This window comes from Acinetobacter sp. 1566109 (genome assembly GCF_000582255.1).
GTDB lineage: Bacteria > Pseudomonadota > Gammaproteobacteria > Pseudomonadales > Moraxellaceae > Acinetobacter > Acinetobacter nosocomialis.
In genome coordinates, this window is sequence record NZ_JEYB01000223.1 from 1 (window position 1) to 566 (window position 566).

1 pseudogene is annotated in these 566 nt (G+C 36.6%); it reads left to right on the forward strand.

Features of this window, described 5'->3' with window-relative positions:
- Positions 1 to 21: 21 nt before the first annotated feature.
- Positions 22 to 566: pseudogene (locus J582_RS25550) on the forward strand (peptidase S8); the annotation flags it as partial.

Consider the following 566-nt stretch of genomic DNA (forward strand, 5'->3'; position numbering starts at 1 on the left):
GAAAAACTACGGAGAAAAATAATGCAAAGTAAAACGTTATTTCTATTAGGTCTATGTACGATCTTAAGTACAACTGCATCCGCTGTTCCTTTGGACGCTAAAGGTGCCAAACAGCAGTTAAATCAAGCAGCAAAACAAAAAGTATTTCAGGGTAAAATTAATTTAGATGCTTTGGTTACCAATGAATCTAATGATCTTATTGTTGAATACAATATTCCTTCGGAAAGTGTGGCTACAGGTTTGGAGCGACGAAATTATATTGCTGCAAATAAAAAGAATATCCAGTCAAGGTTTAATCGTGGTGTAGGGGTACAAGTACTTCGGGACTACAATAATTTACCTATAGCTTTTTACCGAATTAGTAATAAAGAAGCTTTGGTTGATTTGCTTAATGATCCGAACGTTAAGGCTGTATATCCAAACCGGATTAATCAGGCGACAACCATGGAAAGTTTGCCTTTAATTAACCAGCCTCAAGCTAATACCAAAGGCTTTAATGGAACTGGTTCTAGTGTGGCTGTGCTTGATACGGGGGTTTTAGCGACTTTTGATAGAAATACAGTAAA